This window comes from Streptomyces sp. Je 1-4 4N24, assembly GCF_026239515.1.
Lineage (GTDB): Bacteria > Actinomycetota > Actinomycetes > Streptomycetales > Streptomycetaceae > Streptomyces > Streptomyces nigrescens.
In genome coordinates, this window is sequence record NZ_CP110836.1 from 3179593 (window position 1) to 3206274 (window position 26682).

Annotated in this window: 20 protein-coding genes; 8 read left to right on the top strand and 12 right to left on the bottom strand. The window is 69.4% G+C overall.

The window, feature by feature from the left end:
• Positions 1-12: 12 nt before the first annotated feature.
• The 4 genes from SLV14N_RS13485 (at position 13) to SLV14N_RS13500 (ending at position 5141) form a co-directional block, all read left to right on the top strand.
• A complete protein-coding gene (locus SLV14N_RS13485; protein WP_208681132.1) occupies positions 13-1812 on the top strand; it encodes an ABC transporter substrate-binding protein in 1800 nt (599 codons plus the stop codon).
• A gap of 133 nt (positions 1813-1945) precedes the next feature.
• On the top strand, positions 1946-2917 hold the full coding sequence (locus SLV14N_RS13490) for an ABC transporter permease (RefSeq protein ID WP_208681133.1): 972 nt from the start codon (positions 1946-1948) through the stop codon (positions 2915-2917).
• Between the two features lie 10 nt (positions 2918-2927).
• The gene (locus SLV14N_RS13495) at positions 2928-3989 is read left to right on the top strand and encodes an ABC transporter ATP-binding protein (protein ID WP_208681134.1); all 1062 of its coding nucleotides are present in this window, start codon (positions 2928-2930) and stop codon (positions 3987-3989) included.
• A 12-nt stretch (positions 3990-4001) separates the two neighbouring features.
• Positions 4002-5141, top strand: a complete 1140-nt coding sequence (locus SLV14N_RS13500; RefSeq protein ID WP_263269441.1) for an ABC transporter ATP-binding protein — start codon at positions 4002-4004, stop codon at positions 5139-5141.
• A gap of 113 nt (positions 5142-5254) precedes the next feature.
• Here SLV14N_RS13500 and SLV14N_RS13505 read toward each other — a convergent pair whose 3' ends face one another.
• The 7 genes from SLV14N_RS13505 to SLV14N_RS13535 form a co-directional block, all read right to left on the bottom strand.
• Positions 5255-6319, bottom strand: a complete 1065-nt coding sequence (locus SLV14N_RS13505; RefSeq protein WP_208681136.1) for an ABC transporter ATP-binding protein — start codon at positions 6317-6319, stop codon at positions 5255-5257.
• Positions 6306-7325, bottom strand: a complete 1020-nt coding sequence (locus SLV14N_RS13510) for an ABC transporter ATP-binding protein (RefSeq protein ID WP_263269442.1) — start codon at positions 7323-7325, stop codon at positions 6306-6308. The genes SLV14N_RS13505 and SLV14N_RS13510 overlap by 14 nt, the downstream gene beginning before the upstream one ends.
• An 11-nt stretch (positions 7326-7336) precedes the next feature.
• Positions 7337-8329: an ABC transporter permease gene (locus tag SLV14N_RS13515; RefSeq protein WP_208681138.1), complete on the bottom strand. Its 993-nt coding sequence runs from the start codon at positions 8327-8329 to the stop codon at positions 7337-7339.
• Positions 8322-9245, bottom strand: coding sequence for an ABC transporter permease (locus tag SLV14N_RS13520; protein ID WP_208681139.1), 924 nt, complete (start codon positions 9243-9245; stop codon positions 8322-8324). The genes SLV14N_RS13515 and SLV14N_RS13520 overlap by 8 nt, the downstream gene beginning before the upstream one ends.
• Positions 9246-9285: 40 nt before the next feature.
• A complete protein-coding gene (locus SLV14N_RS13525) occupies positions 9286-10905 on the bottom strand; it encodes an ABC transporter substrate-binding protein (protein WP_263269445.1) in 1620 nt (539 codons plus the stop codon).
• Positions 10906-11147: 242 nt separating this feature from the next.
• Positions 11148-13052, bottom strand: a complete 1905-nt coding sequence (gene typA, locus SLV14N_RS13530) for a translational GTPase TypA (protein ID WP_208681141.1) — start codon at positions 13050-13052, stop codon at positions 11148-11150.
• Positions 13053-13236: 184 nt separating this feature from the next.
• Positions 13237-15633: an ABC transporter family substrate-binding protein gene (locus SLV14N_RS13535; protein ID WP_263269446.1), complete on the bottom strand. Its 2397-nt coding sequence runs from the start codon at positions 15631-15633 to the stop codon at positions 13237-13239.
• A 405-nt stretch (positions 15634-16038) separates the two neighbouring features.
• Between SLV14N_RS13535 and SLV14N_RS13540 the strand changes: the two genes are divergently transcribed.
• From SLV14N_RS13540 to SLV14N_RS13555, 4 genes are all read left to right on the top strand, one after another.
• Positions 16039-16338 carry a hypothetical protein gene (locus tag SLV14N_RS13540; RefSeq protein ID WP_208681143.1) on the top strand — a complete coding sequence of 100 codons (300 nt, stop codon included), beginning with the start codon at positions 16039-16041 and terminating at the stop codon, positions 16336-16338.
• Positions 16339-16453: 115 nt separating this feature from the next.
• A complete protein-coding gene (locus SLV14N_RS13545) occupies positions 16454-17281 on the top strand; it encodes a hypothetical protein (protein ID WP_263269447.1) in 828 nt (275 codons plus the stop codon).
• Positions 17282-17315: 34 nt separating this feature from the next.
• Entirely contained in the window at positions 17316-19268 is a 1953-nt protein-coding gene (locus tag SLV14N_RS13550) for a fumarate reductase/succinate dehydrogenase flavoprotein subunit (protein WP_208681145.1), read from the top strand.
• Complete coding sequence (locus SLV14N_RS13555; RefSeq protein ID WP_263269449.1) at positions 19265-20062, top strand: succinate dehydrogenase/fumarate reductase iron-sulfur subunit; 798 nt, start codon at positions 19265-19267, stop codon at positions 20060-20062. Before SLV14N_RS13550 ends, SLV14N_RS13555 begins: the two co-directional genes overlap by 4 nt.
• A gap of 88 nt (positions 20063-20150) precedes the next feature.
• Here SLV14N_RS13555 and SLV14N_RS13560 read toward each other — a convergent pair whose 3' ends face one another.
• The 5 genes from SLV14N_RS13560 to SLV14N_RS13580 form a co-directional block, all read right to left on the bottom strand.
• Positions 20151-22715 carry a SpoIIE family protein phosphatase gene (locus SLV14N_RS13560; protein ID WP_208681147.1) on the bottom strand — a complete coding sequence of 855 codons (2565 nt, stop codon included), beginning with the start codon at positions 22713-22715 and terminating at the stop codon, positions 20151-20153.
• Positions 22716-22994: 279 nt separating this feature from the next.
• Positions 22995-23456 (bottom strand): ATP-binding protein, encoded by a 462-nt coding sequence (locus tag SLV14N_RS13565; protein WP_020397725.1) that lies wholly within the window; start codon positions 23454-23456, stop codon positions 22995-22997.
• Between the two features lie 416 nt (positions 23457-23872).
• The gene (locus SLV14N_RS13570) at positions 23873-24295 is read right to left on the bottom strand and encodes a (deoxy)nucleoside triphosphate pyrophosphohydrolase (protein ID WP_208681148.1); all 423 of its coding nucleotides are present in this window, start codon (positions 24293-24295) and stop codon (positions 23873-23875) included.
• A 51-nt stretch (positions 24296-24346) separates the two neighbouring features.
• Entirely contained in the window at positions 24347-24526 is a 180-nt protein-coding gene (locus SLV14N_RS13575; protein WP_208681149.1) for an SPOR domain-containing protein, read from the bottom strand.
• A gap of 243 nt (positions 24527-24769) precedes the next feature.
• Positions 24770-26473: an APC family permease gene (locus SLV14N_RS13580; RefSeq protein ID WP_208681150.1), complete on the bottom strand. Its 1704-nt coding sequence runs from the start codon at positions 26471-26473 to the stop codon at positions 24770-24772.
• Positions 26474-26682: the final 209 nt, after the last annotated feature.

Below are 26682 nucleotides of genomic sequence, written 5' to 3' on the forward strand. Positions count from 1 at the left end.
GCTTGCAACCCCATGAACGCACTATCTACGCGCAGAGCACGCGCCGTGATCGTGGCCCTGGCGGCCGGTTCACTCGCTCTCACCGGCTGCAGCAGCGGCGGCAGCAGCGGCAAGGACAAGTCCCAGACGGACAAGGACGCCGCCGCGCAGTCCAAGACCGTGGCGCTCGGCACGGCCGCCGACTCCACCGGCCCGGCCGCCGACGTCAAGGGGTCCCGCAAGGGCGGCACCATGCGTGTCTTCCAGCGTGACAGCTTCAACCACCTGGACCCGGCGCAGATGTACGTCAGCGACCTGGGCGACGTGTCCAAGCTGATCTTCCGTGGCCTGACCACGTACAAGCAGGACGACGCGGGCGAGAAGACGGTGGTCGGTGACCTCGCCACCGACGCGGGCCAGATGTCCGACGGCGGCAAGACGTGGAAGTACACGCTCAAGGACGGCATCAAGTTCGAGGACGGCAAGCCGATCACCTCGAAGGACATCCGCCACACCTTCGAGCGGATGTACGCCAAGTTCATCACCGACGGCCCCACGTACATGCAGACGTGGCTGTCGGGCTCGGGCACCTCGTACCGCAAGGCGCTGCCGGACGGTCCGTACAAGGGTGACCACCTGCCCAAGACCGTCCTGGACACCCCGGACGACAAGACCGTCATCTTCCACTTCAAGAAGCCGCAGTCGCAGGTGCCCTACGCGCTCGCCATGGCGGGCTACAGCGTCGTCCCCGAGGGCGCGAAGGACACCAAGGAGAATTACGACGTCAAGCCGGTCTGCGCCGGCCCGTACAAGTTCGCCTCCTTCAAGGAGGGCAAGGGCGCCAAGCTGGTGCGCAACACGAACTGGGACCCGAAGACGGACCCGTCGCGGCACCAGTACGTCGACGCCTTCGACATCACCTTCAACCACCAGTTCTCGGACTCCACCAAGCGCCTGATGTCCGACCAGGGCGAGGCCAAGAACGCGATCAGCTTCACCAACTCGGTGGAGCCGACGCAGACCAAGCAGGTGCTGGACAACCCCAGCGCCAGCAAGCGCCTGGTGCAGGGCTACCAGCCCTACGTCTGGCAGATGAACATGAACATGGACCGCATCAAGGACAAGAAGATCCGCGATGCGATCACCTACGCCATGCCGAACGCCCAGATCGTCCGCATCAACGGCGGCAGCTACGGCGGTGAGGTCGCCGGCGGTCTGCTCGCCCCGACTGTGGCGGGCTACAAGAAGGGCTACGACCCCTACGGCAAGCTCACGCACCCCAACGGTGAGCCGGAGAAGGCCAAGAAGCTCCTCAAGGAGGCCGGCGCCACGGGCAAGAAGCTCGTCTACGCCTACTCCAACACCGAGATCCGCCAGAAGGAAGCCGCGGTCATCGAGGACGCCCTGAACAAGGCCGGCTTCGACGTCCAGAAGAAGGAGGTCGACTCCTCCTCCTGGTACCAGCAGATGGGCAAGGTCGACAACGGCTTCGACATCTACATGACCGGCTGGGGCCAGGACTGGGCGGACGCCTCCACCGTCATCCCGCCGTCGTACGACCCCCGTCAGATCCAGGACGGCGCGGCCAACTACTCCCACATCCGCGACAAGAAGGTCAGCTCCGAGATCGACCGGATCGAGAAGATCACGGACGTCAAGAAGCAGACCACGGAGTGGCAGAAGCTGCACCAGTACATCGTGGAGAAGGTCAACCCGGCCGCCCCGGTCTTCTACACCAAGATTCTCCAGCTGCACGGCTCCAACGTGGGTGGTGCCCGCTACAACAGCGACACCAACTACCTGGACGTGAACACGGTGTTCCTCAAGAAGTAGGACGCACACAGCAGCAAGCACCGGAAGGCGGTCCGGAGAGCGCGCGGCACGGCGGAGCGCGCGCTCTCCGGGGCCTTCCCCGCCACTTCGTCACTCCCCACAGCCGCCGCCGTCCTGAGAGCAGCGAACTGCCATGCTTCCCTTCCTATTCCGCCGGATTTTCGGCGCGGTCGTCATCCTTCTCCTGTTGAGCGCCTTCACGTTCTTCGTGTTCTTCTCCACGGGCGACCCGGCCATGATGGCGTGCGGCAAGAACTGCACCGCCGACAATGTCGCCCTGATCCATCACAACCTCGGCCTCGACAAGCCCCTGCCGACGCAGTACTGGGACTTCCTCGCCGGGATCTTCACGGGCCGCGACTACACCATCGGGCACTGCGACGCCCCCTGCTTCGGCTACTCCTTCGCCACCAAGCAGGACGTCTGGACGACGATGATGGACCGGCTGCCCACCACGGCCTCGCTGGCCGTCGGCGGCGCGGTCGCGTTCCTGGTGATCGGCCTGGGTGCCGGTCTGCTGGCCGCCTGGAAGAAGGGCTCGCTGCTGGACAAGACGGTCACCGGGGCCTCCATGGTGCTCAGCTCGGTGCAGATCTACATCCTGGGGCCGATCGTCCTCGGCATCTTCGTCTACAGCGGCCTCATGGCCTCCCCCAAGTACGTGGAGCTCACCAGCAATCCGGGCGGCTGGTTCATGGGCCTGCTGCTGCCGTGGCTGGTGATGTCGACGATCTTCACCGCCCAGTACACCCGTATGGCGCGCTCGACGATGATCGAGCAGCTCCAGGAGGAGCATGTCCGCACGGCCAAGGCCAAGGGCATGCCGGCGCGCTACGTCTTCATGCGCTACGCCTGGCGCGGCTCGCTGATCCCGATCGTCACGATCCTCGGCATCGACCTGAGCTCGCTGTTCGGCGGCGCCATGATCACCGAGTACACCTTCTCGCTGGCCGGTCTGGGCCGGCTGGCGATCAACTCCGTCATCACCCTCGATCTCCCCATGATCCTGGGCGTGTTGATCTTCAGCGCCGCCCTGATCCTGGTGTTCAACATCATCGTGGATGCGACGTACGCCCTCATCGACCCGCGCGTGCGCCTGTCCTAGGAGAGCCCAAGTGACCACACTCACCAAGACCGAGGACACGCCGGTCCCGACCGGATCGGACCCCTTCCTCTCCGTCCGCGACCTGCATGTGCGGTTCTCCACCGAGGACGGCATCGTCAAGGCGGTCGACGGCCTCTCCTTCGACCTGGAACGCGGGCAGACGCTCGGCATCGTCGGCGAATCGGGATCCGGCAAGTCCGTCACCAACCTCGCCATCCTGGGGCTGCACAACCCCAAGAACACCGAGCTCTCCGGCGAAATCACGCTGGAGGGCCAGGAGTTGACCGGGGCCAGGGAGAAGACCCTGGAGAAGCTCCGCGGCAACAAGATGGCCATGATCTTCCAGGACGCGCTGACCGCCCTGTCGCCGTACTACACGGTCGGCCGGCAGATCGCGGAGCCGTTCATCAAGCACACCGGCGCCAGCAAGCGCGAGGGCCGGCAGCGCGCCATCGAGATGCTGACCAAGGTCGGTATCCCGCAGCCCAGCCTGCGGGTGGACGACTATCCACACCAGTTCTCCGGCGGTATGCGCCAGCGCGCGATGATCGCCATGTCGCTGGTCTGCAACCCCGAGCTGCTGATCGCCGACGAGCCGACCACCGCCCTGGACGTCACCGTCCAGGCGCAGATCCTCGACCTCCTCAAGGACCTCCAGCAGGAGTTCGGCTCCGCCATCATCCTGATCACCCACGACCTCGGCGTGGTCGCCAACACCGCGGACGACCTGCTGGTGATGTATGCGGGCCGCGCCGTGGAGCGGGGCTCCGTCAAGGAGATCCTCACCCAGCCCCAGCACCCGTACACCTGGGGCCTGCTGAGCTCGATGCCCCGGCTCTCCTCGGACGTCCACGAGGAGCTGCACCCGATCCCCGGGGCGCCGCCGAGCCTGCTCACCCCGCCCTCCGGCTGCGGCTTCCACCCGCGCTGCGGCTTCACCGGCGAGGTCGGCGGTGCCCGCTGCACCGACGAGCGCCCGCTGCTGGAGCTGGGGCGCGCGGCCGCGTGCCATCTGAGCGCCGAGCAGAAGCAGACCTTGTTCACCGAGCAGATCAAGCCCCGGCTGGGCTAGGGAGCTATCACCATGGCAGAGAACGTCACCCTCCCGGCGCCCCGTGACGCCGCGCCCGCCCCGGGCGAGCCGCTGCTGACCGCCGAGGGACTCACCAAGCACTTCCCGATCCACGGCGGCTTCCCGTTCAAGCGGAAGGTCGGCGCGGTCCAGGCGGTCGACGGCGTCGACCTGACCGTGCACGCCGGCGAGAGCTTCGGTCTGGTCGGTGAGTCGGGCTGCGGCAAGTCCACCACCGGCCGGCTGCTCACCCGGCTCATGGAGCCGACCTCCGGCAAGATCACGTACGCGGGCCGGGACATCACCCGCGCGGGCCGCAAGGAACTGGCGCCGATCCGTTCCGAGATCCAGATGATCTTCCAGGACCCGTATGCCTCGCTGAACCCGCGGCAGACGGTCGGCACCATCATCGGCGGTCCGATGGAGATCAACGGGATCAACCCGCCCGGCGGCCGGGAGAAGCGGATCCGTGAGCTCCTGGAGACCGTGGGTCTCAACCCGGAGCACTACAACCGCTTCCCGCACGAGTTCTCCGGCGGTCAGCGGCAGCGCATCGGCGTGGCCCGCGCGCTCGCCCTGGAACCGAAGCTGATCGTCGCGGACGAGCCGGTCTCCGCGCTCGACGTCTCCATCCAGGCGCAGGTCGTCAACCTGCTCCAGAAGCTCCAGCGTGAGCTGGGCATCGCGTTCCTGTTCATCGCCCACGACCTGGCGATCGTGCGGCACTTCAGCGAGCGGGTCGCGGTGATGTACCTCGGCAAGATCGTCGAGGTGGGGACCCGCGACGAGATCTACCACCGGCCGCGCCACCCCTACACCCATGCGCTGCTCTCGGCGGTGCCGGAGGCCAAGCTGGTGGAGAGCGAGGAGGAGGACCGCGAGCGCATCCGCCTCGCCGGTGACGTCCCCTCCCCCGTCAACCCGCCCTCCGGCTGCCGGTTCCGTACGCGCTGCTGGAAGGCGCAGGACAAGTGCGCCACCGAGGAGCCGCCGCTCGTCCGGATCGGCGGGAACGAGGCCGGCCACCTCACCGCCTGCCACTTCCCCGAGGAGCCGACGACCGCGGCCCGTGGCGAGGACATCATCCTCGACCCGGCGCTGGCCGCGATCGAGGAGGCCGCGGAGACCGAGGACACCGGCAAGACCGCGTAGCCCCGGGTACCGCCACCGCGCGGAGCCGGAGCCCGCTTCCCCTAGGGGAGGCGGGCTCCGGCGTATGCGCCCCGGGTGCCACGTGCCGGCTGCCCGGCCACCGCTCCGTACGGCTACTCGCTCGGCACCACGTGCCGCTCCTCCGCGAAATGACAGGCCGAGGCATGCCCGGCCGGGCCCGCCGTCTCCCGGAACTCCCTGGGGACGTCCAGCGGCGGTACGACGTCGGCGCACAGCTGCTGGGCCTTCCAACAGCGGGTGCGGAAGCGGCAGCCGGAGGGCGGGTTCGCCGGGGAGGGCACATCGCCCGCCAGCAGGATGCGGTCACGACGGGTGCGGGCCTCCGGGTCGGGGACCGGCACGGCGGACAGCAGGGCCTGGGTGTACGGGTGCGTGGGGTGCTCGTAGATCTGCTCGTCGGTACCGGTCTCGGCCAGCCGGCCCAGGTACATCACCGCGATGCGGTCGGAGATGTGCCGTACGACGGACAGATCGTGGGCGATGAAGACGTACGACAGCTCGAACTCCTGCTGCAACTGCTCCAGCAGATTGACCACTTGGGCCTGGACGGAGACATCCAGCGCGGAGACCGGCTCATCGGCCACGATGATCTCCGGGCGCAGCGCAAGGCCGCGGGCGATACCGATGCGCTGGCGCTGGCCGCCGGAGAACTGGTGCGGATAGCGGTGGATGAACTCCGGGTTGAGCCCGACCACCTCCAGGAGTTCCTGGACCTTCTGGCGGCGGTCCCCCTTGGGGGCCACCTCGGGGTGGATCTCGTAGGGCTCGCCGATGATGTCGCCGACGGTCATCCGGGGGTTCAGGGAGGTGTAGGGGTCCTGGAACACCATCTGGATGTTGCGCCGTACGGCTTTCAGGGCGCGGGCGGAGAGGGTGCTGATGTCCTCGCCCCGGTAACGGATCTGACCGGCCGTCGGCCGTTCGAGGCCCACCAGCAGCTTGGCGACGGTGGACTTGCCGCAGCCCGATTCGCCGACGATGCCGAGCGTCTCGCCCTGGTGGAGGTCGAAGGAGACCCCGTCGACGGCCTTGACCGCCCCGACCTGCTTCCTGAAGAGCACCCCCCGGGTGAGCGGGAAGTGTTTGACGAGGTCGCGGACCTCCAGGATCGGGGTCCCCTCGCCGGCCGCCTGGCCGCCGCCGTCACCGTGCGCCATCGAGGGTCTCCTTCCAGAAGTGGCAGGCGCTGGCGCGGCCGGGTCCGGCCTCGTACAGCGGTGGCGGATCAGTGCGGCAGATGTCCTGGGCCAGCGGACAGCGCGGGTGGAAGGGGCAACCGGGCGGAATGGCCGTCAGGTTGGGCGGCAGGCCCTTGATCGCGTACAGCCTCCGGCCCTTGCGGTCCAGCCGCGGGATGGAGTCCAGCAGCCCGCGGGTGTACGGGTGGGCGGGCGCCCGGTAGAGCTGGTGGACGGGGGCGGTCTCGACGATCCGGCCGGCGTACATCACCGCGATCGTGTCGGCGACGTCCGCGACCACGCCCAGGTCATGGGTGATCAGGATCAGCCCCATGGTCAGCTCGCGCTGGAGCTCGGCCAGCAGATCCATCACCTGTGCCTGCACGGTGACGTCCAGCGCCGTGGTCGGCTCGTCCGCGATGATCAGGTCCGGGCCGAGGGCCAGCGCCATCGCGATCATGATCCGCTGGCGCATCCCGCCGGAGAACTGGTGCGGATAGTCGCCCACCCGCTCCCTGGCCGCGGGGATACCGACCCGCTCCATCAGCTCCACCGCTCGGCCGCGGGCCTCCTTACGGGACATCCCCTCGTGGACCTCGAACATCTCCCCGAGCTGGGCGCCGACGCTGAGGACCGGATTCAGCGCGGACAGCGCGTCCTGGAAGATCATCGCCATCTTCGCGCCGCGGACCCTGCGCCGTTCGTCCCTGCGCAGGGTGAGCAGATCGCGCCCCTGGAAGACGATCTCGCCGCCGGTGACGAACCCCGGCGGCGAGTCGAGGATGCCCATCACGGCCTGGGCGGTGACGGACTTGCCGGAGCCCGACTCTCCGAGCACCGCCAGCGTCTGACCGGGCGCCACCCGGTAGCTGACGCCGTTGACGGCCTTGGCCACGCCGTCCCGGGTACGGAACTCGACCCGCAGGTCCCGCACGTCGAGCAGGGCCGTACCGGCGCCCGTGGACCCTGCGTCCTCGTTCGTCATCTTCCGGCTCCTCAGCGCAGCTTGGGGTCGAGGGCGTCGCGCACCGCGTCGCCGAGCAAGATGAACGCCAGCACCGTGATGCTCAGCGCTCCCGCGGGCCACAGCAGCATGTGCGGCGCGCTGCGGATGTAGGTGGAGGCCGTGGAGATGTCGATGCCCCAGGAGATGGTGGGCGGCTTCAGGCCCGCGCCCAGGTACGAGAGCGTCGCCTCCAGCGCGATGAAGGTGCCGAGCGCGATGGTGGCGACGACGATGACCGGCGCGACGGCGTTCGGCGCGATATGGCGCAGCAGCAGCCGTCCGTTGCCCGCGCCCAGCGCCCGCGCGGCCTGGACGTAGTCGTTCTGTTTGGCGGTGACGACGGAGCCGCGGGCGATACGGGAGACCTGCGGCCAGCCGAGCAGCACGATGAAGCCGACCACCGGCCAGACCGTGGTGCCGGTGACCATGGAGAGGAACACCAGACCGCCGAGGATCACCGGGATGCCGAAGAAGATGTCGGCGAGCCGGGAGAGCAGGGTGTCGCCCCAGCCGCCGAAGAACCCGGCCAGTCCGCCCAGCAGACTGCCGAGCAGCGCCGCGCCGGTCGTGGCGCAGACGCCGACGGTGATGGAGGCGCGGGCGCCGTAGACGACCCGGGTGTAGACGTCCCGGCCCTGGGTGTCGAAGCCGAAGGGGTGGCCGGGCTGGGAGCCCTGCTGCGCCTTGGCGAGGTCGGCGCGGTAGGGGTTGCCGGTGGCGATCAGCTGCGGCCAGATCGCGATGATCACCAGAAAGACGATGACCAGCGCGGAGATCACGAAGACGGGGTTGCGGCACAGGTCGTGCCAGGCGTCGCTCCACAGGCTGCGGGGTTTGCCGGCGGGGACCCCGCCGGGCGGCCCGGCGCCGGGCGGGGCCGCACCGGGCCGCCGTTCCAGCGACTCCGCCTCGCCGATGGCCAGCGCGGCGGACCCGCCGTCGCCGTGGCCGATGGCTTCCTTGGGGACGTAGGGCTCAGGCATAGCGGATCCTCGGGTCGAGGACGGCGTACAGCAGGTCGACGAGGAGGTTCGCGAGGAGGAACACCAGCACCAGGATCGTCACGAAGCCCACGACGGTCGGCGAGTTCTGCCGCAGGATGCCCTGGTAGAGCTGGTATCCGACGCCGTGGATGTTGAAGATGCGCTCGGTGACGATCGCGCCGCCCATCAGGGCGCCGATGTCCGTGCCGATGAAGGTGACGACCGGGATCAGCGAATTGCGCAGCAGATGGCGGGTGATGACGCGGTGCCGGGGCAGGCCCTTGGCGAGCGCCGTACGGACGTAGTCGGCGCGGGCGTTCTCCGCGATCGAGGTCCGGGTCAGCCGGGTCACATAGGCGAGCGAGACCAGCGCCAGCACCAGCCCCGGCAGCAGGAGTTCGTTCAGCGGCGCCTCGGGGGCGACGGACGGCGCGGCCCAGGCCCACTGCACCCCGAACAGGAACTGCAGCAGATAACCGCTGACGAAGGTCGGGATGGACACCACGACGAGGGTGAGGACCAGCACCGTGGTGTCGATGTCCCGGCCGCGCCGCAGCCCGCTGAACACCCCCAGCACAATGCCCACCAGCATCTCGATCACGATGGCGACGAGGGTCAGCCGCAGCGTGACGGGAAAGGCGGAGGCCATCAGCTCGGTGACCGACTGGCCGTTGAACGCGGTGCCGAAATTCCCCTGGAAGATCTGCCCCATGTAGTGCAGATACTGCTTCCACAGCGGCTCATCGAGGTAGAGGTCGCGGCGGATCTGGGCAGCCGTGGCGGGGTCGGGTGCCCTTTCGCCGAACATCGCGGCCACGGGGTCGCCGAGTGCGTACACCATGAAGAAGATGAGGAAGGTGCTGCCGATGAACACCGGGATCATCTGGAGCAGCCGCCGGATCACATAGCGGCCCATGAAGCACCGACCTCCCTCGCCCGACGGCCAGTTGGCACGGTCAGTTGACCTTGATCTCGTTGTAGACCGGCACGCTGAACGGATTCAGTGAGACATTGCTGATCCGGTCCGCATAGCCGCCGCTGCCGTTCTGGTACCAGAGCGGAATGGCCGGCATCTGGGTGGCGAGGATCTTCTCCGCGTCCTGGAAGGTCCGGACGGCCTTCTGCGGGTCGGTGTCCGCGTTCGCCTCGTTCACCATCTTGTCGAAGGAGGCATTGCTGAACTTGCCGTCGTTGGAGGAGGCGTTGGTGTAGTACAGCGGCTGCAGAAAGTTCTGGATCAGTGGATAGTCCATCTGCCAGCCGGCCCGGAACGGCCCGCTCATCTGCTTGGCCGTGATCTTGTTCCGGAAGTCGGCGAACGTGCCGACCGGGGCCCCGACGCACGCCTGGTCGTCTCCCAGCGACTTGTTGATGCTGTTGCAGAGAGCGTCGATCCAGTCCTTGTGGGAGCCCGTATCGGCGTTGTAGGTGAGGGCGATTCTGCCGCCGGGGAGTCCGCCGCCCTCCTTGATCAGCTGCTTTGCCTTCGCCGGGTTGAACTCACAGGCCTCGCCGCACAGCCCGGCCTTGTAGCCCCCCTCCGCCCCCAGCACCGGCGAGGTCCAGTCCGTGGCGGGCGTCCGGGTCTTGTGGAAGATCTCCCGGGTGATCTGGTCCCGGTCGATCGCCATCGACAGGCCGCGGCGCACTTTCTCCGTACCCGGCCGCGACCACCGTTTGTCGTACATGGGAAAGGTGAGGGTCTGGATGATTCCGGCGGGCTGATTGATGTAGCGGCCGCCCAGATCCGCCTGCACGTTCTTGAGCTGTGCGGCCGGCACATCATCGACCAGATCGAGGTTGCCCGCCTGCAGATCGGTATAGGCGGTGTTGCCGTCCGTATAGACCCGCAGATCGATACCGCCGTTACGCGCCGGATCGTCCCCCGGATAGGCGTCCCACTTCCGCATCCGCAGCACCGACCCCTTTTCGTAGGAGTCCACGGTGTACGGGCCGTTCCCGACCGGCTTCTGGATCCAGGCGTCGTGATCCCGGAAGAACACCTGCGGCAGCGGCATGAAGGCCGAATAGCCCAGCGTGTCCGGCCAGCTGGAGAACTTCTGGTTGAGCTTGACGGTAAAGGTCCTGTCGTCCTTCACCACCAGCCCCGACAGGGTCTTGGCCTGCGGGCTCCCCCCGTCCGGATGCACCTGCGCAAAGCCGTCGATGTACTGGAAGAACGGTGCGTTCTTCTGCTTGTTGCTCAGCAGCGCGCCGTAATTCCAGGCATCCACGAAGGACTTGGCGGTGACCTTCTCTCCGTTGCTGAAGGTCCAGCCGCTCTTCAAGGTCACCGTGAAATTCTGCGAGTCCTTCGTCTCGATCCGCTCCGCGATCACATTCTCCGCGGCGCCCGTCTTCGGGTTGTAGCGCTTGAGCCCCCGGAACAGCATTTCCAGAACCTTGCCGCCCTGGACCTCATTGGTGTTCGCCGGCTCCAGCGGATTCTGCGGATCCCCCCAGGAGGCGCTGACCACCGCGGAACGGCTCGCCCCGCTCCCGCCCCCGCACCCCGTGGCCACGACGGCGACGGCGACGGCGCATGCGCCCCACTTCGCACATGTGGCTCTCCGCATGACGGCTCCTCAGGTACGGGATCATGCCCAGGGCCACATAAGATCGCAAAGCGGGACGTACCGCACTTCGGCGGCGTGCGCCACTGCTCCGAAGACGGGAGAAACCCCTCGGATGCGCCACCGTCACGGAACCCGGCGGCTCCCCCGCACGGACCCGCCGCCGTGCTCCAAATACGGCAAAGGGGCGCCCCTCACGCAGAGGGGCGCCCCATCACTGCAGGCCGGAGTACCGGCGGCAGTCGTTACCGCTTGGCGCGCGACGCGGTGCGGCCGCGCTCCTTCTGGTCCAGGACGACCTTGCGGATGCGCACGGCCTCCGGGGTCACCTCGACGCACTCGTCGTCGCGGCAGAACTCCAGGGACTGCTCCAGCGACAGCTTGCGCGGCGGCACGATCGCCTCGAACGAGTCGGCCGAGGAGGAGCGCATGTTGGTGAGCTTCTTCTCCTTGGTGATGTTCACGTCCATGTCGTCGGCGCGGGAGTTCTCGCCGACGATCATGCCCTCGTACACCTCGGTGCCGGGCTCGGTGAAGAGCACACCGCGCTCCTGGAGGTTCGTCATCGCGAAGGCGGTGACGGCGCCGGAGCGGTCGGCGACCAGGGAGCCGTTGTTACGGGTGGTGAGCGTGCCGAACCACGGCTCGTGGCCCTCGTGGATCGAGTGCGCGATACCGGTGCCGCGGGTGTTGGTCAGGAACTCCGTACGGAAGCCGATCAGACCACGCGACGGGACGACGAACTCCATGCGGACCCAGCCGGAGCCGTGGTTGGACATGTTGTCCATCCGGCCCTTGCGGACGCCCATGAGCTGGGTGACGGCGCCCATGTGCTCCTCGGGCACGTCGATGGTCATGCGCTCGACGGGCTCGAACGTCTTGCCGTCGACCTCCTTGGTGACCACCTGCGGCTTGCCGATGGTCATCTCGAAGCCCTCGCGGCGCATCTGCTCGACCAGGATGGCCAGCGCCAGCTCACCGCGGCCCTGCACCTCCCAGGCGTCGGGACGCTCGGTCTCCAGGACGCGCAGCGAGACGTTACCGATCAGCTCGCGCTCCAGGCGGTCCTTGACCTGGCGGGCGGTGACCTTGCGGTCCTTGACCGCGGCCTTGGCGTCCGCGCCCTTACCGGTGCCGCCCCGGCCGACCAGCGGCGAGGTGTTGGTACCGATGGTCATGGAGATCGCCGGCTCGTCGACGGTGATCAGCGGCAGCGCGATCGGGTTCTCCGGGTCGGCCAGCGTCTCGCCGATCATGATGTCGGGGATACCGGCGACCGCGCAGATGTCACCCGGGCCGGCCTTCTCGGCGGGCTTGCGGGTGAGCGCCTCGGTCATCATCAGCTCGGTGATGCGGACGTTGGCGATGCTGCCGTCGCGCTTGATCCACGCGACGGACTGGCCCTTGGCCAGCTCACCCTGCTCGACACGGAGCAGCGCGATACGGCCGAGGAAGTTGTCCGCGTCCAGGTTGGTGACGTGGGCCTGGAGCGGGGCGGCCGCGTCGTACTGGGGGGCCGGGACGGTGTCCAGGAGCGTGGTGAAGAAGGGCTCCAGGTTGGTGCTGTCGGCCGGGACGGTGCCGTCCTCCGGCTTGGTCAGCGAGGCCACACCGTCACGGGCACAGGCGTAGACGATCGGGAACTCGATCTGGTCCTCGTCCGCGTCCAGGTCCAGGAACAGGTCGTAGGTCTCGTTGACGACCTCGTCGATCCGGGAGTCGGGGCGGTCGGTCTTGTTGATGCACAGGATGACCGGCATCCGCGCCGCGAGCGCCTTGCGGAGCACGAAGCGGGTCTGCGGCAGCGGGCCCTCGGAGGCGTCGACCAGCAGGACGACCGCGTCGACCATCGACAGACCGCGCTCGACCTCGCCACCGAAGTCGGCGTGGCCGGGGGTGTCGATGATGTTGATCGTGACCGGGTCCCCGCCGTCCTTGGGGTGATACTTCACCGCCGTGTTCTTGGCGAGGATCGTGATGCCCTTCTCACGCTCCAGGTCGTTGGAGTCCATCATCCGGTCGTCGAGCTTCTCGGCGGCGTGCTCGGCGAAGGAACCGGCCTGCTTGAGCATGCCGTCGACGAGGGTGGTCTTGCCGTGGTCGACGTGGGCGACGATGGCTACGTTACGAATGTCGTGACGGGTGGGCATACTGGCGGCGCTTCTCCCGGAATCGTGGGTGGCGACGCGTCCATTCGGTACGCGCGCCCGCCGGGCATAACGAAGCCACGGCCTCACCCCATCGTACGGGGCCGCGGCAGCAATGGCCGCCGCGGCCCGTACATATGCGCTATGACCTGCAGTTTCTTACCATTTATTCGCCCTGACTCCACCCTTAGTTCTGGTAGCCGATGTCCTGGAAGCGGGGCGTGGCGAAGCCGAAGGCGCCGACGTTGGCCAGCGACTTCTTCGTCGCCACCAGCTCGGGCCGCTGGTAGAGGGGGATCGACCCGGCGGCCGCCCAGATCCGGGCGTCGGCCTGCGCCACCAGCGTGTGCGCGGCGCCCTCGTCCAGCTCGGAGGCGGCCTGGTCGAAGAGCTGGTCGATGTGGTCGGTGCCGACCCGGGTGTAGTTCTGCTCGACGGTCAGCGAGCCGTCCGGCGCGGGCTGCGGCTTGGCGTAGATCGGCCGGGCGTCGGTCGCCGGGTAGGCGCTGCCGGGCCAGGAGTACAGCGCCAGGTCGTAGTCACCGCCGGCGATGTGGTCCTGGAAGTAGCTGGCGTCGGAGACCCGCTGCAGGGAGGTCTGCACGCCGATCTTGCCCAGCATCGAGGCGATCCGCCGTCCGACGGTGCGCAGCTGCTCGGAGCCGGCGCCGTCGGGGAGCACGAAGCGCAGGGTGAGCGGCTTGCCGTTCTTCTTCACGGCGGCGACCCGGGACGTCTTGCCGTCGGCGGGCTGCGGTGCGGCCGCCGCGTCGGCGGCCCGTTCGACGGCGGCGTGCCGGGCGCCCGGGTGCCCGCCGGACCCCGGCAGCTGCGGGCCCTGTCCGGTCTCGATCAGCTCGGCGGCGCCGAGCGCCTCCGCCGCCCGCATCTTGTACCGCCTGTACTTGGCGTACGCCGCGGACCCGGTGTCGCCGTCCGCGTCGGCCTTCTCACTGGCGGCCGCCTGCTTGTAGAACGAGGCGCTCTGCCGCAGCAGGGCGGACTGCTGGACCTCCGAGCCGACCGCACCGGTGAAGGACAGCGGGGCCTCGGCGGCGGCGGGCCGGTCGCCCCGGCCCGGCGCACCGGCGTGGCCGGCGCGGGCGGGGTTGCGGTCGTCGGAGTCGCCGTCCGGCCTGCCCTCATCGGACTCGTCGGACTCATCGGACCCGTCGTCGTACCGGTCACCGGCGTACCGCTCGTCCGACGGCTCGTCGCCGTCCTCGTCCGGGTATCCGCCGGGCGCCGGTGCGCCCGCCTTCTCGCCGGCCTGCTGGTGGTCGGCGCCGTCGCTCTTCCAGCCGGCGTCCGCGAGCAGCGCCTTGGCCGCCCCGGCGTCCTGGTCGCCGAGGGCGTCACTGTGGTCCGCGTAGCCGTACTGCCCGGCCATCAGCAGATGGCTGCCGAGCGGCTTGGACGGCAGGTCGAGCGGCTTGAGGACGGTGTCCGCGAGCGCCTGCCGGTCGAGGGCCCGGGCCACCGCCCGGCGCACCCGGTCGTCGGCCAGCGGCCCGCTGCTGCCGTTGAGGGCGAGCTGGGTGTAGGCGGGCTCCAGCGCCTTGCGGATGGTGTAGCCGCGCAGTGCGGAGGTCTCCGCGGCGGCGGCCTTGGCGCCGGCCCGTTTCCCGTTGCTCTGCGGGCCCGCGTTGCCCTCGGCGGGCGTCCTGGGCGAGCCGGAGGAGGCCGGGCGCCGCGCGGAGGCGACCCGCTTCGCGGCGATCTGGTCGACCGCGGCGACATCGACGCTCCCCTCGGCCAGCGCCGCGGCCCGCTTGTCGCCGGGCAGTGACTGCAGCACGATCCGCTTGAGCTTGGCGGGCTCGCCCCACCACCTCGGGTTACGGACGAGGACGACGCGCCCCTCCTTGGTGTCCCGCTTCTGGACGAGGAACGGGCCGGCGCCGACCTTGAGCTGCTCGCGTGCGCCCTCGTTGAAGGCGTTGGCGCTGCCCATCACGTTCTTGGGGTAGAGCGGTGTGAACAGGGACCGCCAGTCGGCGTAGGGCCGGGCGAAGGTGACCTTGACCTCATGGGCGTTCGCGCCCTGCTCGACCTTGCCGATCCGGTCGTAGCCGGCGTTGCGGGCCGTCCAGTAGGCGTTGTCCTTGCCGCGCAGCGCCGTCCACTGGGCGACGAAGTCGGCGGCGGTGATCGCCGTGCCGTTGCTCCACCGCGCCTTGGGGTTGATCTTGTACGTGACGACCTGCTTGGGGTCACGGGTGCTGATGTCCGCGGCGTCGAGGTAGTCGGCGTTGCGCTGCGGTCTGCCGCTCGCGTCGATGGTGAACATGCTGGGCAGCACCGCGCCGGCGATCCGCGCGGTGGTCGCGTCGGCGTCGGACTGGAAGGCGTTGAGGGTGCCGGGCATCGCATCGACGGCCCAGCGCAGGGTGCCGCCGTTCTTCAGCGCGCTGCGGGGTGCCGGGGCGATGTCCTGGGACGCCGCGACGGACGCCTCCCGGGCGTCTTCGCTGCATCCGGCCAGGGCAGGCAGCGGGAGCAGCACCCCCGCCGCGATGAGCGCGGCACAGCGGCGTCTGCGGCACACCGCGCGGCGGCCTGCGGGGTGGTCGTGGTCGGTCATGACGGTTCCCTCCGGGCTCGCCCGCGCCGCGCCGAGCACCGCCTGGGGCCTGACCGGCGCACCACGTTCGGCCGACTTTGCGGCTCATCACATCTATGGCCCCCCTACTGAAAGCGACCGCGCCCGGACCGGCAGCCCGACACGGCGGCCACCGCGCCAAGGCCACCCGCCCGGCCCAACACCCGTGCCCCCGGGGCGGTCACGGCGGGGTGCACGGGGGTGCGGGCAGCCCGCCGTCCCGCCCCCTCCCGCATCAGCGTTCGACCTACGCCGGGGCGCATGGTTGCCGAAACGCACCGGTTCGAGTCGTAATCACGCTGGACCCCTTCCCAACGCCTACTGTGACGCGCGACACTCTCGGGCGCATGAGATCGCCCACCACACCTTCAAAAGTGAGGGCACGTTATGTCCCTTCAGGACGCTATGACGGCGGTTGAGCGCAGCCTGGACGACCTGGTCCGGTCGGTGGGAAAACTGGAGACGCAGCTCGGCGCCGGCCTGGACATCCGCCGGGTGCGCACGGACACCGACCATCTGCGCGAGAGCCTGACCCTGCTGAAGCAGAGCGTCGCGGCAGGTCCCCCCGTCCACCGGAGCACGCCCGAAGTCGAGATGGTGCCGATCTCGGACGCCCCCTACAACTCCGCGCTGTGGACCGACGCCCAGGACGAGGGCCTCGGCTGCAGGAACGGCCACGCGCCCTAGGGGGAATCCCCTGGTGGAGGCCCCTTAGGGGGTGGCTTCGCCCCACTCGTTCCCCTACCCCGTTGCCGTCCCGGCGGAAAGTATCCGGCCGGAGCGCCTTTCACGGAGACCGACGTTGGCCACTGGCACCGAACCCTCATCGCAAGCGGGCGCAACCGGCGTGCACGCCTCCTCGCGCGCCGCCATCCCCGCCCGTCATCTGCGCACCGACCGCTGGTGGCTGGCGCCGGCCGGTACCGCCGCCGGGCTGCTCGCGTTCATCGTCTACTCGACCTGGCGGGCGTTCGCGAACGCCGACTACTACGCCGCGCCCTATGTCTCACCGTTCTACTCGCCGTGTCTGGCGGAGAACTGCCACACCATGCGCGGCGGCCCCAACTGGGAGATCTTCGGCAGCTGGTGGGGCCTGTCCCCCGCCCTGCTGATCCTGATCTTCCCGCTGGGCTTCCGGCTGACCTGCTACTACTACCGCAAGGCCTACTACCGCGGCTTCTGGGCCTCACCGCCGGCCTGCGCGGTCGCCGAGCCGCACAAGAAGTACACCGGCGAGACCCGCTTCCCGCTGATCCTGCAGAACATCCACCGCTACTTCTTCTACTTCGCGATCCTGGTCGCCGGCGTACTGACCTACGACACCGCACTGACCTTCCGTGACGAGAACTACGCCTGGGGCCACATGGGCCTGGGCACCCTGGTCTTCCTCGTCAACATCGTGCTGATCTGGGCGTACACCCTCTCCTGTCACTCCTGCCGGCACATCGTCGGCGGCCGGCTGCGGCACTTCTCCAAGCACCCGGTGCGCTACCGGCTGTGGGGCTGGGTCGGCAGGCTCAACGAGCGGCACATGCTGCTCGCCTGGGCCTCGCTGATCAGCGTGGCCGTCGCGGACTTCTATGTCTTCCTGCTGGCCAGCGGGGCGTTCGAGGACCCCCGCTTCTTCTGACGACAGCATCTCCTAAGGAAAGGTGTGCCCTCTGATGGCGCATGTGGACCGGCAGGCATGGGACGTGGTCGTGGTGGGCGCCGGCGGCGCCGGACTGCGGGCCGCGATCGAGGCCCGCGAAGCCGGTATGCGGACGGCCGTGATCTGCAAGTCCCTGTTCGGCAAGGCCCATACGGTGATGGCCGAGGGCGGTATCGCGGCCAGCATGGGCAACGCCAACGAGCATGACAACTGGCAGGTCCACTTCCGGGACACCATGCGCGGCGGCAAGTTCCTCAACCAGTGGCGGATGGCCGAGCTGCACGCCCGGGAGGCGCCCGACCGGGTGTGGGAGCTGGAGACCTGGGGCGCGCTCTTCGACCGCACCGCGGACGGCCGGATCTCGCAGCGCAACTTCGGCGGCCATGAGTACCCGCGTCTCGCCCATGTCGGCGACCGTACGGGCCTGGAGCTGATCCGCACCCTCCAGCAGAAGATCGTCTCGCTGCAGCAGGAGGACGAGAAGGAATTCGGCGCGTACGACGCCCGGTTGAAGGTCTTCCAGGAGTGCACGGTCACCCGCGTCCTCAAGACAGACGGCCGGGTGTCCGGCGCCTTCTGCTACGAGCGGGAGTCCGGCCGCTTCTTCGTGCTGGAGGCGCCCGCGGTGGTGCTGGCCACCGGCGGTATCGGCAAGTCCTTCAAGGTGACCTCGAACTCCTGGGAGTACACCGGCGACGGCCATGCGCTGGCGCTGCTGGCCGGGGCTCCGCTGATCAACATGGAGTTCGTGCAGTTCCACCCCACCGGCATGGTCTGGCCGCCGTCGGTGAAGGGCATCCTCGTCACCGAATCCGTCCGCGGCGACGGCGGGGTGCTGCGCAACAGCGACGGAAAGCGCTTCATGTTCGACTACGTCCCGGACGTCTTCAAGGAGAAGTACGCGGAGACCGAGGAGGAGGGCGACCGCTGGTACGAGGATCCGGAGAGCAACCGCCGCCCGCCCGAGCTGCTGCCCCGTGACGAGGTCGCCCGCGCCATCAACGCCGAGGTCAAGGCGGGCCGCGGCTCCCCGCACGGTGGTGTCTATCTGGATGTCTCCACCCGGATGCCGGCCGAGGTGATCATCCGCCGGCTGCCGTCGATGCACCACCAGTTCAAGGAGCTGGCGGATGTGGACATCACCGCAGAGCCGATGGAGGTCGGCCCGACCTGTCACTACGTGATGGGCGGGGTGGATGTGGACCCCGACACCGCGGCGGCGCACGGTGTACCGGGCCTGTTCGCGGCCGGCGAGGTGGCCGGCGGGATGCACGGCTCCAACCGGCTGGGCGGCAACTCCCTCTCCGACCTGCTGGTCTTCGGCCGCCGGGCGGGGCTGCACGCGGCCGAGTACGCGGCGTCGCCGGCCGAGCGGCCGGCGCCCGATCCGCTGCAGATCGACGCGGCGGAGGCGGAGGCGCTGCGCCCGTTCAGCGCCGAGGACACCGAGGACACCGGGGAAGCCGTGGGCGGCGAACGGGTCCCGGCGGAGAATCCGTACACCCTGCACCAGGAGCTCCAGCAGGCGATGAACGACCTGGTCGGCATCATCCGCAGGGAGAGCGAGATGTTCGAGGCGCTCAAGCGGCTGGCCGATCTGCGGGTACGGGCCCGGCGGGCCGGTGTCGAAGGGCACCGGCAGTACAACCCGGGCTGGCATCTGTCGCTCGATCTGCGGAACATGCTGCTGGTCAGCGAGTGCGTGGCCCGGGCGGCGCTGGAGCGCGAGGAGAGCCGGGGCGGGCACACCCGCGACGACCATCCGGCGATGGACCGGCACTGGCGCAAGATCAATCTGGTCTGTGAACTCGCCGATCCGCAGGGCGATTCACGGGCGGCGGACCCGGCGCTGGGCCAGATCCGGCTCTCCCGCCGCGAGACCCCGCCGATCCGCCGCGATCTGCTGGAACTGTTCGAGAAGGACGAGCTGGCGAAGTATCTGACCGACGAGGAGCTGAGCCGGTGAGTCAGGCGCAGACAGAGCAGCAGTCCGGGACCTACCAGGCGCACTTCCGGGTGTGGCGGGGCGACGCGGACGCCGGTGACCTGGCGGATTTCACGGTCGAGGTGCACGAGGGCGAGGTGGTGCTGGACATCATCCACCGCCTCCAGGCGACCCAGGCGCCCGATCTCGCCGTGCGCTGGAACTGCAAGGCGGGCAAGTGCGGTTCGTGCAGCGCGGAGATCAACGGGCGGCCGCGGCTGCTGTGTATGACCCGGATGTCGGTCTTCGACCGTACGGAGACGATCACGGTCACCCCGATGCGGGCCTTCCCGGTCGTCCGTGACCTGGTCACCGATGTGTCCTTCAACTACAGCAAGGCCCGCGAGATCCCGTCGTTCGTGCCGCCCCCGGAGCTGGGGCCCGGTGAGTACCGCATGCGGCAGGAGGATGTCGGCCGCTCGCAGGAGTTCCGTAAGTGCATCGAGTGCTTCCTGTGCCAGGACACCTGCCATGTGGTGCGCGACCACGAGGAGAACAAGGCCGCGTTCGCCGGTCCGCGCTTCCTGATGCGGATCGCCGAGCTCGATATGCACCCGCTGGACGCGGCGCCGGAGTCCGGTGTCGACCGCAAGGCCGCCGCCCAGGACGAACACGGCCTGGGCTACTGCAACATCACCAAGTGCTGCACCGAGGTCTGCCCCGAGAACATCAAGATCACCGACAATGCGCTGATCCCGCTGAAGGAGCGCGCCGCGGACCGCAAGTACGACCCGCTGGTGTGGCTCGGGAACAAGATCCGGCGGAGGGGCGAGTGATCTGCCGGCGCAGCGAATGACCTGACGGGCGCCTGCGCGGGGCCGGTGCCACACCCGGCCCCCGCGGCGCCCCGCGCCCGCCCGGGTCTCAGAACAGGCTCAGCAGGGCCTCGGCCGGATCCACCGCCGTCGACTCCCCGTCGGGCAGCGCGAGTTCGAACCACACGGTCTTGCCGCGCGGGGTACGGCGGCTGCCCCAGCCCTCACTGAGCAGACCGACCAGCTGTAGTCCGCGGCCGCCCTCGTCGGTGTCGCGGGCGCGGCGGCGGCGCGGCTGGGCGAGATCGGCGTCCCAGACCTCGCAGACCAGCGAGCGGTCCAGCAGCAGGCGCAGCCGGATCTCACCGTGGCCGTGCCGCAGCGCATTGGTCACCAGCTCGCTGACCAGCAGCTCGGTGGTGTCGACCAGGTCCTGCAGGCCCCAGTCCGTGAGCTGGTCGCGGGCCAGTTCACGAGCGCGGGCGACCGAACGTGCCTCCGGTGCCAGGTTCCAGTCGCCCACCGCGTCCTTGGGCAGCCCGTGCACCCGCGCCATCAGCAGCGCGATGTCGTCCTCGCCGTGCGAGGTGTCCAGGGCGTTCAGGACGTGGTCGCAGGCGTCCTCCAACGGGCGGTCGGCGCCGGAGAGGGCCGTACGGAACGCCCGCAGGCCTTCGTCCAGCGGGTGGTGGCGGGACTCCACCAGACCGTCGGTGTAGAGCGCGAGCAGCGCGCCGTCCGGCAGCTCGACCTCGATCTCCTCGAACGGCTCCCCGCCGACCCCCAGCGGCATCCCCGGGGGGACGTCGAGCAGCAGTGCGTCCTCCCCGTCCTCGACCAGCACCGGCGGCAGATGCCCGGCGTTGGCGAACGTACAGCGCCGGGTGACCGGGTCGTAGACGGCGTAGACGCAGGTGGCGAGGTAGACCTCGGAGAGATCGGCGGTACGGGCGGAGCGGTTCGTCTCGGGTGTGCCGTCGGCGCTTCCGGACCGGCCGCGGGCGGACCGGGCGGTGGACCTGCCGTCGCCGTCGCCGCCGAGCCCGCGGGCGATCTCGTCCAGCGCCGAGAGCACCTCGGCCGGTTCCAGGTCCAGCAGCGCCAACGTGCGGACGGCGGTGCGCAGTTCACCCATGGCCACGGCGGCGCGCAGTCCGCGCCCCATGACGTCGCCGACGACCAAGGCCGTGCGGTGGCCGGGGAGTTCGATGACATCGAACCAGTCGCCGCCGACCTCGGTGGCGGTGGTGCCGGGCAGATAGCGGCAGGCGATGTCCAGGCCGGCCGCCTCCGGGTCGCCGGGCGGCAGCAGACTGCGCTGCAATATCAGCGCGCGTTCGTGCTCCCGGCGGTAGAGGCGGGCGTTGTCGATACAGACCGCGGCGCGCGCGGCCAGTTCGACGGCGAGCGCGGTGTCCCGCTCACCGAACGGCTCACTGCCCTTCGTACGGGAGAACTGCACCAGTCCGACGACCGTGTCCCTGGCGACCATCGGGACGGCGAGGGTGGAGTGCACCACCGCGCCCAGCTCCGGCCCGTCGTCGCTCTCCCGGCCCGGGATGATCTGCGCATGGGCGGTCCGCAGGGCGCTCGCGCAGGGGGAGTTGAAGGGGTAGCGGTGGACGGCGCCGACCGCGACCGGGCCCGGTGTGTCGCCGAGGACACCGGGGGTGGTGGCGAGCGGGGCGTCCGAGACGGCGCTGGCGAAGGCGACCCGGCGCAGCTCGGCGCTGCCGTCGCTCATCCCGGGCGGGGCCTCGTCACCGGACAGCAGGCCCTGGTAGAGGTCCACCGAGGCCAGATCGCAGAACTGCGGTACGGCGACGTCCAGCAGGGTGCGGGCGGTGGTCTCCAGATCGAGGGAGTTGCCTATCCGGGCGCCGGCTTCGTTGAGCAGGGCGAGGTTGCGGCGGGCGTTGGCGGCCTCGCGCTCGGCCCGGCGCCGGCCGGTCACGTCGGCGGCGAGCGCCGCGACACCTATGGGGCGGCCGCTGGCGCCGTGCAGCCGGTAGAGCGACACCGACCAGCGGCGGCGGTCCTCATCGCCGGACGCCAGACCGACCAGCTGCATCTCGGCGACCGGCTCACCGGTCTCCAGGACGCGGCGCAGCGCGGCGGTCATCCGCTCGGCCTCGGACCGCGGCAGGAAGTCGTGCGGGCCGCAGCCGCGGTACTTGCTCGCCGGGCCGCCGAAGACCGAGGCGAACCGCTCGTTGACCCGCAGCAGCTTCAGGTCCGTGCCGAACAGCGTGAAGCCCATGGGAGATTGACCGAAAACGGCCTGCGAGGCGGCGAGGTCGGTTTCGATGCCGCGCAGCGCCCGGACATCGACGACCAGACAGACCGCGGCGCGCTCCCCGTCCTCGTTGCGCGAGGGCATCACATAGATCTCGGCGAGCCCGTCCGCCGCACCGCTCGTTTCCCGGCGGTAGGGCACCAGGCCGGTCCACTCCCGGCCGTCGAGTATCTCGGACACCTTGCGGTGCCCGGTCTCGCGCAACTCCCGCGGGACGAACGCCTCCACGGGGTCCTTGCCGAGCGCGTATCGGGCGGGGATGCCGAGCATCTGCTCCGCCCGCTCGCTCCACTGCTCGATCCGCCCGTCGGGGCCGAGCGAGAAGGAGGCCACACGGATGTAGTCATAGATCGATCCGGGCCGGCTGCTCTGCCACACGGGCGGACCTTGCAGATCGCGCACGTGCGGACGGCCACCTGGGTCACCCGGGCTGTCCGCACCGCCCTGACCATCGGCCTGCGCGGGTTCTGCCCCGCCAGATGACATGTTGCTCACGAGCCCCGTCCCCTCCAGCTCATCGTGCCCGGACCGGACCAGCCCGAGTATCCAATACCCCGGCTATCCGGAACACGGTCTTCACGATCACAGCACAGTCTCGATCGCAGCCCTTCGACGAAATGTCGATGGAATGGCAACGATCAGGACTTCATCTGTCTCCTAACCAGCCACCGACAGCTCGAACCACACTGTCTTACCGCTCTTTCCGCGACGGGTCCCCCATCGTCGCGAACTGCATGCGACCAGCTGCAATCCCCGGCCTCCCTCGTCGTCGGGAGCGGCGTCGCGCTCCCGTGGCGGGTCGGGCAGCGGATCGGATACCTCGACGAGCAGCCCGTCGGAGCTGAGCAGCACCATACGGACCCCGATCGGCCCGCTGGCATGGCGCAGGGAGTTGGTGACGAGCTCGCTGACGAGTAGTACGGCCATATCGGCGGCGCCGTTCAGACCCCAGTCGTCCAGCACCCGCCGGACCACCGTGCGGGCGGTGCGCACCGCTCCGGGGTCGGCCGGAAAGCTCCATTCGGCGGTGGCGGAACCGACGGCCTTGCTGCGCCTGCGAGCGCTGCCGGATCCGGGCTCAGGGACCCCTGCCGCTGCGCTGTCGCTCACGCCGATCACATCCCAGCCCGATGGCATCCCCGTCGCCTTGTCTGCATCGATGGGGTCAATCAGGACATACCCGGTATCTGACTCCGCATATCGCCTGCAGCGGTGCACTGTGGCACAAATGAAACATATTGCCGCGGCGGAGCGGCGGACTGCCGCGGTGAACGGGCAGCCTCGGGCGACGGGGCGGAGCGGGATACGCGGGGCGTGCGGGGAGGTGCGGACTGCCCTGGGCGGGCGGTCCGGGCGCGTACGGACGAGGCGGTGCGGGGCGGAGGATGGCCCGCGGGGCGCGGCACAGGGGCGGATGGTCCGGGGCGCACAGCACCGGCGCGGAAGCACGGGTGCGGGCGGGACGGGGCAGGTGGCCCAGGCGTGGGCAGGCGGGACCTGGTGCGCGCGGGCCAGAGGTCGCCCGGTGCGGCTCGTTACCGCCGTACGCCCGTCGCTCCGGCCGGGGCCGCCAGTCGGCGCATCGCCTCGGCGACCGCCGGGCGGTCCTGGTCCAGCCAGTCGACCTGGTTCTCCTCGCCGGGCAGCAGCCAGCGCAGCTCGTCATGGTCCTGCAGGGGCCGCGGCACCCCGGACACCAGCCGGGCCGTCCACACCCGCAGGACATAGCCGGGGCGCAGCACCCACTCGCCCGGAATCCGCTCCAGGGCCGCGGCCTCGACACCCAGCTCCTCGCGCAGCTCACGCTCCAGCGCCCGCTCGGGTGTCTCGTCGTCCTCCACCTTGCCGCCGGGCAGCTCCCAGCGGCCGGCCAGCGCGGGCGGTGCGCTGCGCCGTGCGGCCAGCAGCCGCCCGCGCTCGCACACCGCTCCGCCCACCACTACGCGCACGGTCGTCATGCGCGGCAGCCTACGTCCCCCGCCTGTGTCCCGCTTCTCGCCCGCCGCCCCTCAGGTCGCCGCGCGGTCGGCCTTCTCGACCACGTAGAGCTGCTGGCGGCCGCGCGTCTCGAGCCGGTCGGCCACCCGCTCCGCCTCCGCTCGGGTGGCATACCGGCCCACGCGATAGCGGTTGCCCCCTTCGTCCTGGCGGATGACGAGCCAGGAGAGCACGGCTCCACCCTCAGTCATTGCGCCCCTCCGTCCGCCGGGTAGCGCGCCGTCACGCGCTCCTTGTCTGCTGATGCCGAAATCGCAATCCGCATATGCCCGAGCGTACGCCCGACCTTCACTCACCGGATATGGATTTACACAAAGAGGTACCGAACCGGCCACCCGCGGGCCCCGGCGTACCGGAAGCGGCCTGCGAGTGGCCGGTGGGGCCCGAGAGGCTCGGGCAGACGTACGGAACGGCGCCGGGCGGCGCTGGCGGGCTCAGGCCCCGACGGGCGCCTTGACCCCTTCGGTCTCCCCGGCCTCGTCCGCCTCACGTGCCTCGTCCTCGGCACGCATCTCGGCCTCGGCCTGGACCAGCGACGGGTTACGCCAGGAGCTGCGCACGCCCCAGTAGTAGAAGGCCAGTCCGATCGCGGCGACCAGGAGGATGTCCCAGCCCTCGGGCAGATAGCCCTTACCGCCGAAGTCCTTGCCGCCCATGTACGAGACGGAGGCCATGACCAGCAGATAGGCCACCATCCAGGCACCGGCCTTCAGATGCGGGCGCAGCGCGGCCCACGGCTTGCGGCCCTGGGTCAGCGGCTTGCCGATCTCGTACCAGGCCCAGACCGGGAGTCCGACGGCCATGATCAGGATGACCTTGCCGGTGAGCGGCCAGCGGCCCCAGTACAGGACCAGCGAGCCGAAGATCATCGCGATCGGCGCGATCAGCGGCATCGCCTTCAGCTTCACCGGGCGCCTGAGGTCCGGCGAGACACGGCGCAGCGACATCACCGCGACCGGACCCGTGATGTACGAGATGACCGTGGCCACCGAGACGATCTCGGCGAGCGAGCCCCAGCCGCGGAAGACCGCGAGGAACAGGAAGGCGATCACCAGGTTGAGCAGCAGCGCCGGGCGCGGCACACCGGTCTTCTTGTCCACCTTGCCGAAGATGCCCGGCAGATGACCGTTCTCCTGCACACCGTGGATCATGCGCGAGGTGGTGGCCGCGTAGATCATGCCGGTGCCGGACGGCGAGACAAAGGCGTCCGCGTACAGCAGCAGCGCCAGCCAGTTCAGGCCCCAGGCGATGGCGAGGTCGGCGAGCGGCGAGTTGAAGCCGAGACCGGCCCAGCCACCGCCGGCGGCCAGCTTGTCGCCGGGCACCGCCATCAGGAACGCGACCTGCAGCGCGACATAGATGACCAGCGCGATCACGATCGACCAGACGACGGCCTTCGGCAGCGACTTGCCGGGGTTACGGGCCTCGGCGGCGAGGTTCAGCGGCGACTGGAAGCCGTTGTAGGCCCAGACGATGCCGGAGACGGCGACGGCGGTGAAGACCGAGCTCCAGCCGTTGGGCGTGAAGCCGCCGTGGTGAACGATGTTGTCGGTGTCGAAGTGCGCCATCATCAGCGCGCCCGCGGTCATGGCCGGGACGAGGACCTTGAAGACCGTGATCGCGGTGTTGGTCTTCGCGAACAGCGAGATCGCGAACCAGTTGAGGAAGAAGTAGAAGATCAGCAGCACGCTGGCGAGCCCGACACCGGTGCCGGTCAGCTCCTTGCCGTCGTACAGCGCCTGCGCCCAGCCGAAGTCCCAGGAACTCATGTACTGGACGGAGGCGGTGGCCTCACCCGGGATGACCGAGACGATCGCGATCCAGTTCGCCCAGGCCGCGAGGTAGCCGGCGAGCGAGCCGTGTGAGTACTGGCCGTAGCGGACCATGCCGCCGGCCTTGGGGAACATCGAGCCGAGCTCGGTGTAGGTGAGGGCGATCGTCAGGGCGACGAGCGCTCCGATGACCCAGGCGAGGATCGCGGCCGGGCCGGCGATGGCGGCGGCCCGCTCGGCTCCGAAGAGCCAGCCGGAACCGATGATGGACCCGAGACCAGTTGCGGTCAGGGCGATGGTCCCGAGGGACCGACGGTAATTCGAGTGCGAGCCCTGCTCCGCGCTCGGTGTCTTCGTCGTGCTCACGTGCTGGTCTCCTGGTCTTCCCCCGTGCCGTGCACAAACTTCGCCATCGTAAGAGCGAATCGCACGGTCAACTTCCCCCAGCTACGCAAATCTCCCGCCCAGTTGAGGGTCTGTGAGGTATCCCACACCCCCACCAGGGCGACATTTACCGACAAGGAAGAGCAAATAGGGCATCTACCTGAGAACCAAAGGCGGGCTCGGGGCGTCTA

Coding starts and splice junctions, on each gene's coding strand:
- SLV14N_RS13485 (WP_208681132.1), top strand. CDS start 13: ATGAACGCACTATCTACGCGCAGAGCACGCGCCGTGATCGTGGCCCTG.
- SLV14N_RS13570 (WP_208681148.1), bottom strand. CDS start 24,295: ATGACGACCGTGCGCGTAGTGGTGGGCGGAGCGGTGTGCGAGCGCGGG.
- SLV14N_RS13510 (WP_263269442.1), bottom strand. CDS start 7,325: ATGACGAACGAGGACGCAGGGTCCACGGGCGCCGGTACGGCCCTGCTC.
- SLV14N_RS13575 (WP_208681149.1), bottom strand. CDS start 24,526: ATGACTGAGGGTGGAGCCGTGCTCTCCTGGCTCGTCATCCGCCAGGAC.
- SLV14N_RS13515 (WP_208681138.1), bottom strand. CDS start 8,329: ATGCCTGAGCCCTACGTCCCCAAGGAAGCCATCGGCCACGGCGACGGC.
- SLV14N_RS13550 (WP_208681145.1), top strand. CDS start 17,316: ATGGCGCATGTGGACCGGCAGGCATGGGACGTGGTCGTGGTGGGCGCC.
- typA (WP_208681141.1), bottom strand. CDS start 13,052: ATGCCCACCCGTCACGACATTCGTAACGTAGCCATCGTCGCCCACGTC.
- SLV14N_RS13520 (WP_208681139.1), bottom strand. CDS start 9,245: ATGGGCCGCTATGTGATCCGGCGGCTGCTCCAGATGATCCCGGTGTTC.
- SLV14N_RS13505 (WP_208681136.1), bottom strand. CDS start 6,319: ATGGCGCACGGTGACGGCGGCGGCCAGGCGGCCGGCGAGGGGACCCCG.
- SLV14N_RS13540 (WP_208681143.1), top strand. CDS start 16,039: ATGTCCCTTCAGGACGCTATGACGGCGGTTGAGCGCAGCCTGGACGAC.
- SLV14N_RS13500 (WP_263269441.1), top strand. CDS start 4,002: ATGGCAGAGAACGTCACCCTCCCGGCGCCCCGTGACGCCGCGCCCGCC.
- SLV14N_RS13525 (WP_263269445.1), bottom strand. CDS start 10,905: ATGCGGAGAGCCACATGTGCGAAGTGGGGCGCATGCGCCGTCGCCGTC.
- SLV14N_RS13490 (WP_208681133.1), top strand. CDS start 1,946: ATGCTTCCCTTCCTATTCCGCCGGATTTTCGGCGCGGTCGTCATCCTT.
- SLV14N_RS13535 (WP_263269446.1), bottom strand. CDS start 15,633: ATGACCGACCACGACCACCCCGCAGGCCGCCGCGCGGTGTGCCGCAGA.